Source organism: Streptomyces sp. NPDC091271, assembly GCF_044757505.1.
In the GTDB taxonomy this organism is placed as follows: Bacteria; Actinomycetota; Actinomycetes; order Streptomycetales; family Streptomycetaceae; genus Streptomyces.
Genome location: NZ_JBIVVD010000008.1, coordinates 516423 through 524676 on the forward strand (window position 1 = coordinate 516423; position 8254 = coordinate 524676).

Annotated in this window: 5 protein-coding genes; 2 read left to right on the plus strand and 3 right to left on the minus strand. The window is 71.2% G+C overall.

Annotation, left to right across the window (positions count from 1 at the left end; translation table 11 throughout):
- Positions 1-31 precede the first annotated feature (31 nt).
- Positions 32-2395, minus strand: a complete 2364-nt coding sequence (locus ACIQM3_RS32210) for a glycoside hydrolase family 31 protein (RefSeq protein WP_401630590.1) — start codon at positions 2393-2395, stop codon at positions 32-34.
- Between the two features lie 220 nt (positions 2396-2615).
- On the opposite strand from ACIQM3_RS32210, the gene ACIQM3_RS32215 reads away from it, so the two are divergent.
- Together ACIQM3_RS32215 and ACIQM3_RS32220 are read left to right on the plus strand one after the other, a co-directional pair.
- The gene (locus tag ACIQM3_RS32215) at positions 2616-4601 is read left to right on the plus strand and encodes an acetoacetate--CoA ligase (RefSeq protein WP_401630592.1); all 1986 of its coding nucleotides are present in this window, start codon (positions 2616-2618) and stop codon (positions 4599-4601) included.
- 78 nt (positions 4602-4679) lie between these two features.
- Positions 4680-5594 carry a hypothetical protein gene (locus ACIQM3_RS32220; RefSeq protein WP_401630594.1) on the plus strand — a complete coding sequence of 305 codons (915 nt, stop codon included), beginning with the start codon at positions 4680-4682 and terminating at the stop codon, positions 5592-5594.
- A gap of 69 nt (positions 5595-5663) precedes the next feature.
- Here ACIQM3_RS32220 and ptsP read toward each other — a convergent pair whose 3' ends face one another.
- Positions 5664-7334, minus strand: a complete 1671-nt coding sequence (ptsP, locus tag ACIQM3_RS32225) for a phosphoenolpyruvate--protein phosphotransferase (RefSeq protein WP_401630595.1) — start codon at positions 7332-7334, stop codon at positions 5664-5666.
- A gap of 76 nt (positions 7335-7410) precedes the next feature.
- Positions 7411-7860 carry a PTS glucose transporter subunit IIA gene (locus ACIQM3_RS32230; protein WP_033304207.1) on the minus strand — a complete coding sequence of 150 codons (450 nt, stop codon included), beginning with the start codon at positions 7858-7860 and terminating at the stop codon, positions 7411-7413.
- Positions 7861-8254: the final 394 nt, after the last annotated feature.

The following is an 8254-nucleotide window of genomic DNA, read 5'->3' on the forward strand; positions in this document are numbered from 1 at the left end:
GATCTCGGCCCCACGTCGAAGAAGGGCAGGATCACGCCGGGCCCGGCAGCCCCCGCACGCGGACCGGGTACGGCACCAGTCCCTCCTCACCGTCACGTTCGACCACCACGCGGCCGGCCCTGAAGCGGGACGTGTAGCGCTCCACCTCGGACCGCTCCCACCCGTCGCCCGCGTCCCGCACGACCAGCCCGCCCCCGGTACGCCCGGCCGGCGGAGCCCACACCTCCAGTTCGAGAGCGCCGTCCGGGCCCCGCACCGGGATCACGGCTCCGGCCCTCGCCAGCACCGGAATCCGGGACAGCGGCGTGTCCACCACCACCTGGCCCGGGCCCTCGTACGCCTGCCCGGTCGCCGTGTCGTACCACCGCCCGCGTGGCAGCCGCACCGGCCTGCGGTGCGCGCCCTCCTCCAGCACCGGTGCGACCAGCAGCGCGTCACCCAGCAGGAACGCGTCCTCGCAGTCCCGCAACTCCCGGTCCTCCGGGGCGCCCCACCACAACGGCCGCACATACGGCGCACCCGTCAGCCGGGCGAGCTGGGCCAGCGTCACGAAGTAAGGGCGCATCCGTTCCCGCTCCTCCAGCGCGCGCCTGGCGTGCGTGAGGACCTCCGGCCCGAACTCCCACGGCTCCCGGCGCCCCGCGTCGATGGCCGCATGCGTACGGAACAACGGCATGTACGAGCCCAGTTGGAACCAGCGCAGATACAGCTCGGGCGACGGCGACCCGTCGAACCCGCCGACGTCGGGCCCCGAGTACGGCACCCCGCAGAGCCCGAGCCCCAGCACCAGGGCCACCGAGGCCCGGAGCCCCGGCCACCCCGTCGCCACATCACCGGACCAGGTGCCGCCGTACCGCTGCAGCCCCGCCCAGCCCGAACGGGAGAACAGGAACGGCCGCTCGTCCGGGCGCAGCCGGCACAGCGCCTCGTACCCGGCCCTCGCCATCGCCAGGGCGTACACGTTGTGGGCTTCCCGGTGGTCCCCGCCCCGGCCCTCCAGCGAGTGCCGGGACGAACGGGGGAGTGACGGATCCCCGAAGGCCGAGAACGACACCGGTTCGTTCATGTCGTGCCACACCCCGGCGAACCCCTGGCCGAGCCGTTCCTCGTACAGCGCGCCCCACCATTCGCGCACGAGCGGATCGGTGAAGTCCGGATAGACGCACTCGCCCGGCCACACCTCGCCCAGCACCGGAAGGCCTTGCGGGTCCCGGACGAACGCGCCCTCCGTACCGACCTCCAGGCCGCTGTCGAACACCGCGTTGCCCGCCGACGCCCGTACCGCCGGATCGACGATCGAGACCAGCCTGACGCCGTCCTCGCGCAGCTCCTTCGCCAGCCGGGGGAGACCGGGGAACCGCTCCCGGTCGACGGTGAAGACCTGATGCGCGTCGTAGTGGTCGATGTCCAGATGCAGCACCGACAACGGCAGCCCCCGCTCCCGGTACCCCGCGACGACCCGCCGCACCTCCTGCTCGCTGCCGAACCCCCAGCGGGCGTGCTGCGGACCCAGCGCCCACGACGGCGGCAGCGCGGGCGCCCCCGTCAGCGCCGTCCAGCTCCGAAGCACCTTGGCCGGCGTACCCACGACCACCCAGCAGCGGAGCGGGCCGCCCTCCATCCGCACCTCGCACGCGCCCGGCCGGTCATGTCCCGACCCCGCGCCCTCCTCGCCCTCGCGGAGTGTCACCCGGCCCGCCCAGGAGTTGTCGTGGAACGCCAGGTGGGTCCCCGCGTCCGAGACCACCACCTGCACCGGCATCGTCAGATACAGCGGATCGTCCCCCGGACCGAAACGACCGCCCGGATCGGTGTTCCACAGCCGGTACGTACCCTCCCGCAGCCTCGGACCGCCGGCCCGGCCGCCCAGCCCGAAGAAGCGGGCGTCGGCGGGGACCTCGGATCGCTGCACCCACCGCGCCGGACCTCCCTCCACCGGTTCCCACCAGCGCGGCGGCAGCTCCCGGCGCAGCACCACTCCGCCCGGCGTACGCAACTCCAGCGCCCCGTGCCGCGACACGGCGACCGTCAGCCGCTCCGACACCACCTGCCAGCCGCCGTTCGTGTCCGGCTCCAGCCGCGCACGCGTATCGGCCTCCGGCCCGTCGCCCGGCAGGGCGTACGAGGGCAGCGGCCCCGCGCCGTCCCAGGACCAGAACACCGCACCGCCCACCGCCACCCTGACCCGCAGCTGCGAACGGGCGAACCGCACGACTCCACCGCCCGGCCCGGGCTCCGCACCGATCAGAAGCCCGGGCACCCGTGCCCGCTCCGCACCGCGCGACGCCAGCGCCCGCGCATCCGCACGCCGGCGCCGCCAGGCCGAGCGAACCGTGCGCATCCCCTGTACAGAACCGACCATTTTCACCGAGCGCACCAGGTCACGACCATCCATGCGGGCCACCCTGCCATCCGGCCGGACCGAAGCGTGCTCCGTTCAGCTTCCGTTCACCTGTGGCTTCACCACACAGCCGGACACGCGGTCATGGCAGAGGGACCCTGGTGCACAAGACGATCACATGGCATCGTCCGTAACAGCCGTCCACGCGCACACCCCAGCCCGTGCGCGCGACGCACGCACACCCCGCGTACACCCGAAAGGCCAGGGAGCCTCCATGACCTCAGCAGCCGGCGAAGCCCCCCTCTGGCAGCCCGAACCCGAGCGCGTCGAGGCGGCGGCCGTCACCCGCTTCCAGCGATGGGCGGCCGGACGCCACGGAGCCCCCGCCGACGGCGGCTACGCGGCGCTGCACCGCTGGTCGGTCGACGAACTCGACACCTTCTGGGAGGCCGTCGCCGACTGGTTCGACGTACGCTTCTCCACCCCGTACGACGCCGTCCTCGGCGACCGCGGCATGCCCGGCGCCCAGTGGTTCCCCGGCGCCACCCTCAACTACGCCGAGCATGCCCTGCGCACGGCCGACGACCCGCTCCGCGCGGACGCCCCCGCCCTGCTGTACGTCGACGAGACCCACACCCAGGTCTCCGTCAGCTGGTCCGAACTCCGGCGCCAGACCGGCTCACTCGCCGCCGAACTCCGCGCCCTCGGCGTCACCCCAGGCGACCGGGTCAGCGGATATCTCCCCAACATCCCCCAAGCGGTCGTCGCGTTCCTCGCCACCGCCGCCGTCGGCGCGGTCTGGACCTCCTGCGCCCCCGATTTCGGCGCCCGCAGTGTCCTGGACCGCTTCCAGCAGGTCGAACCCGTCGTCCTGTTCACCGTCGACGGCTACCGCTACGGCGGCAAGGAGCACGACCGCACGGCCACCGTCGCCGAGCTCCGCAGCGAACTCCCCACCCTGCGCGCGGTCGTACACATCCCGCTCCTCGGCACGGACGCGCCCGAAGGCACCCTCGAATGGTCGGCGCTCACCGCCTCCGACACCGAACCGGTCTTCGAGCAGGTCCCCTTCGAGCACCCGCTGTGGGTGCTGTACTCATCCGGCACGACCGGACTCCCGAAGGCCATCGTCCAGTCCCAGGGCGGGATCCTCCTCGAACACTTCAAGCAGATCGGACTGCACTGCGACCTCGGCCCCGACGACCGCTTCTTCTGGTACACCTCCACCGGCTGGATGATGTGGAACTTCCTCGTCTCCGGCCTGCTCACCGGCACCACCCTCGTGCTCTACGACGGCAGCCCCGGCTATCCGGACGTCCAGGCCCAGTGGCGCGTCGCCGAACTGACCGGTGCGACCCTCTTCGGCACCTCAGCCGCCTACGTCATGGCCTGCCGGAAGGCGGACGTCCACCCGGCCCGCGACCACGACCTCAGCCGTGTCCAGTGCGTCGCCACCACAGGCTCCCCGCTCCCGCCCGACGGCTTCCGCTGGCTCCACGACGAGTTCACCAACACCGGCGCCGACCTGTGGATCGCCTCCGTCAGCGGCGGGACGGACGTCTGCAGCTGCTTCGCGGGCGCGGTACCCACCCTGCCGGTCCACATCGGCGAGCTGCAGGCCCCCTGTCTGGGTACCGATCTCCAGTCCTGGGACCCCTCGGGCAAACCGCTCACGGGCGAGGTCGGCGAGCTCGTCGTGACCGCGCCCATGCCCTCCATGCCGGTCCGCTTCTGGAACGACCCCGACGGCCGCCGCTACCACGACAGTTACTTCGACATGTATCCCGGCGTCTGGCGCCACGGAGACTGGATCACCCTCACCGACCGCGGCTCGGTCATCATCCACGGCCGCTCCGACTCCACCCTCAACAGGCAGGGAGTCCGCATGGGGTCCGCCGACATCTACGAGGCGGTCGAGCGGCTCCCCGAGATCCGCGAGTCCCTCGTCATCGGCCTCGAAGAGCCGGACGGCGGCTACTGGATGCCCCTGTTCGTCCACCTCGCCGAGGGCGCCACGCTCGACGACGAACTCCGCGACAGCATCAAGCGGACCATCCGCGAGAACCTCTCACCCCGCCATGTACCGGACGAGGTCATCGAGGTCCCCGGCATTCCGCACACCCTCACCGGCAAGCGCATCGAGGTCCCGGTCAAGCGCCTCCTCCAGGGCACAGCCCTCTCCAAGGCGGTCAACCCGGGCTCCGTCGACAACCTCGAACTCCTCCGCTTCTACGAGGAACTCGCCCGCGACCGCCACTGAACCAGCCGCCGGAGAGACCGTTGTCAGTCCCCCTGATTACGCTGAGTGAGCATCGATCGACAGCGCACAGGGGGACTCATGGCGCACATCAAGCAGACCGAACGCAGCCGGCGGCGCGCCGGAACAACCATGCGACGCGCACTGCGCCGCGAAGCACCGAGCACCGTCGGCCTCCTGGTCGACCCCGATGACTTCGCGGCCATGCGCCACTACCGGAGCTTCACCTTCGAGGACCACGCGGTCTACCTGCAGCAGGTCGAAGGCCTGCTGCGGACGCTCGCCGCACAGGGAATGCACACCACCGTCGCCCTCTTCGACCCGGAGGACTACGCGGAGTTCTGCGCCGAGGCCGGCCTGGAACCCGACGAACGCACGAGCCGGAGCCGCTTCGTCGCGGAGGTCGCCTCGGCCGGCGCCACCGTGGCCTACACCGGCCAGCCCATCGACACGCTGATCCCGCTGCTCGTCTCACAAGCGGTCCGGCGCGCGACATGGGAGTACGCCACGATGCTATTGGCAGGCCTCGGCGACTGCGCGGACTGCGGCCAGGACATCGGGCGGGCCGCCTTCGACCGGGCGTCCCACCTGCTGATGCGCCTGCTGGACACGGCGGGTCCTGGCACCCATCACCTCGTCTGCAGCATGCCCATAAAGAGCGAACAGCTCCTCGCCGTCCTCCACACCGCCCGCGACATGGACGGACCGGCCCGCCTCGCATCGTCGGAAGGGGCGGAGTTCGCCACCGTGCTCGCCGTGGGGGTAGCGCTCGAGACCCAGGGCGGAGTCGTACTGCGCACCACGGCCTCCGATACGCCGGACCGGGTGCACGGCTGGCGCCTGAACCGGGGCAGCCTCCTCCCGCTGACGGCGGGCGAGGTCTTCAGCGCCTACTGCACGGACGCCGACACCGGTGAACCCGTGTCGCCGGAATCCGGCGTCGAGTACTGCGCGGGCTTCGACCTCGGTGCCGACGAACCGGAGGCCCACCGCTGACAGAGAGAAGGGGTTCCCGCCGGAACCGGCGGGAACCCCTTCACATCCGACCGCGCGCGGCGGACGACATCACTCGCCCGACAGCACCGCCTGCGCCGCACGCCGTGCGTCGTCGGCGGAGTCCGCCGCACGCGCGGCGGAGGCAGCACGCTCGCACTGCGCGAGCGTGTGCTTCGCCAGCGTCGCCCGCACATAAGGAATGGACGCGGCACCCATCGACAGGGAGGTGACACCCAGACCGGTCAGCACACACGCCAGCAGCGGGTCCGAAGCGGCCTCGCCGCAGACGCCGCAGCTCTTGCCCTCGGCCCTGGCGGCCTCGGCCGAGAGCGAGACCAGGTCGAGCAGCGCGGGCTGCCACGGGTCCTGGAGCCGCGACACGGCTCCTACCTGCCGGTCGGCCGCGAAGGTGTACTGCGCCAGGTCGTTGGTACCCAGCGAGAGGAACTCCACCTCCTGCAGGATCGAGCGGGCCCTGAGCGCGGCGGACGGAATCTCCACCATCGCCCCGAACTTCGCCTGCAGTCCCGCCTCACGGCAGGCGTCGGCGAACGCCTTCGCGTCGGCACGGTCGGCCACCATCGGGGCCATGACCTCGAGGTACACCGGCAGCCCCTCGGCCGCCTTGGACAGCGCCGTCAGCTGGGTCCGCAGCACATCCGGGTGGTCCAGCAGACTGCGCAGCCCACGCACACCCAGCGCGGGGTTCGGCTCGTCGGCCGGCGTCAGGAAGTCCAGCGGCTTGTCGGCACCGGCGTCCAGCACCCGCACCACGACACGCCCCTCGGGGAACGCCTCGAGCACCGCGCGGTACGCCGCGATCTGCTTCTCCTCGGACGGCGCCTGCTTGCTGTCGTCCAGGAAGAGGAACTCCGTACGGAACAGTCCGACGCCCTCGGCACCGGCTTCCAGCGCCGCAGGAACATCACCGGGACCGCCGACATTGGCGAGCAGCGGCACCTTGTGACCGTCGGAGGTGGCACCGGGACCGGTCACCGCCGACAGCGCAGCCTTGCGGGCCGCCGAGGCGCTCTCCATCTCGGCGCGCTTCTCCTGGCTGGGCTCGACGAAGATCTCACCGGTGCTGCCGTCCACGGCGACGACCGTGCCCTCGGCGATCTCACCCGCTCCGGGAAGAGCCACGACGGCGGGCACACCGAGCGCCCGCGCGAGAATGGCGCTGTGGCTGGTCGGCCCGCCCTCCTCCGTCACGAAGCCGAGCACCAGCGTGGGGTCGAGCAGGGCCGTGTCGGCGGGAGCCAGGTCACGCGCGATCAGCACGTACGGCTCATCGCTGTCGGGCACACCCGGCATCGGCACGCCGAGCAGCCGCGCCACGATCCGGTTCCGTACGTCGTCGAGGTCGGCGACGCGCCCCGCCAGGTACTCCCCGGCGTTGGCCAGCAGCGCCCGGTACGCGGCGAACGCGTCGTACACGCCACGCTCGGCGGTGCTTCCGACGGCGATACGACGCTCGACATCGGCGATGAGCTCGGGATCCTGCGCCATCATGGCCTGGGCCTCGAGCACGTGCTGTGCCTCGCCCCCCGCCAGATTTCCGCGCGCGATCAGGTCGGCCGCCACGGCCTCGACGGCCTGGCGGGCACGCCCCTGCTCGCGCTCGGCCTCGTCCGCGGGAATCTGTTTGGCCGGCGGCTCGAGCACCGCCGTACCCATGTGCCGAACCTCGCCGATCGCCACACCGTGACTCACGCCGACGCCTCGCAGCGTTGTCTCCATTTCACCCGTCTCCGATTGTGCGGTGGCCGCGCCACCGCGGTGGATTCCCAACTGGCTGGTTACCGAGCCGAGGGTGTCACTGCCAGCCGAAGAGAGTCTCGCCGACCTTCACGTCGCCGTCCTCACGCACGTCGGAGAGGGACTCGGCGGTGGCCTCCAGGGCCACGACCGGGCAGATCGCCGACTTGCCGGCGGCCTCGACGCCTGCCGGGTCCCAGCGGACGATGCCCTGACCGCGGGTGACCGTGTCCCCCTTGTTCACGAGGAGCTCGAAGCCCTCGCCGTTGAGCTGCACGGTGTCGATCCCGAGGTGGGTCAGCACGCCGTGGCCCTGGTCGTCGACGACGACAAAGGCATGCGGGTGGAGGGAGACGACGATTCCGTCGACCGGCGAGACGGCCTCGGAAGGCTCGCGCACGGGGTCGATGGCCGTGCCAGGACCCACCATCGCTCCGGAGAACACGGGGTCGGGAACCGCGGTGAGTCCGATGGCGCGGCCGGCAAGAGGGGACGTCACTGTGGTCATGGAGAGCCTCCCAGGGGTGGGGATCCGGATGTCACCGCCACGACTGAAGGAGGGCGGCTTACTGGTCAGCAGCGTAAGTCATATGAAGTCCCGGTTCCGCCCGAGAGCTACCGGTTGGCCGACCTAGCGACGCACCGGAAACGATTTGCCTCGCCTCAAGGGGGCCTGTACTGTCGTATCCCTGCCTGGCCCCCACACGACTTCGAGTCGGGGGCGGACAGCGACTCCCAAGCCCAGACTCTAACTCTGATTGTGCTCTCGCATGCTCGCGAGACCCCGGTCAAAGGAACGAAAAAGGCCTGATAGAGTCGGACTCGCCGGAAAGGGAAACGCGAAAGCGAAGAACTGGAAAGCGATTGAGCAGGAACCCGCTTCGGCCGGGAATCGGACACGA

Bases quoted from the DNA above. Each gene is read 5' to 3' on its own strand.
- ACIQM3_RS32215 (WP_401630592.1), top strand. From the start codon at position 2,616: ATGACCTCAGCAGCCGGCGAAGCCCCCCTCTGGCAGCCCGAACCCGAG.
- ACIQM3_RS32230 (WP_033304207.1), bottom strand. From the start codon at position 7,860: ATGACCACAGTGACGTCCCCTCTTGCCGGCCGCGCCATCGGACTCACC.
- ACIQM3_RS32220 (WP_401630594.1), top strand. From the start codon at position 4,680: ATGGCGCACATCAAGCAGACCGAACGCAGCCGGCGGCGCGCCGGAACA.
- ACIQM3_RS32210 (WP_401630590.1), bottom strand. From the start codon at position 2,395: ATGGATGGTCGTGACCTGGTGCGCTCGGTGAAAATGGTCGGTTCTGTA.
- ptsP (WP_401630595.1), bottom strand. From the start codon at position 7,334: ATGGAGACAACGCTGCGAGGCGTCGGCGTGAGTCACGGTGTGGCGATC.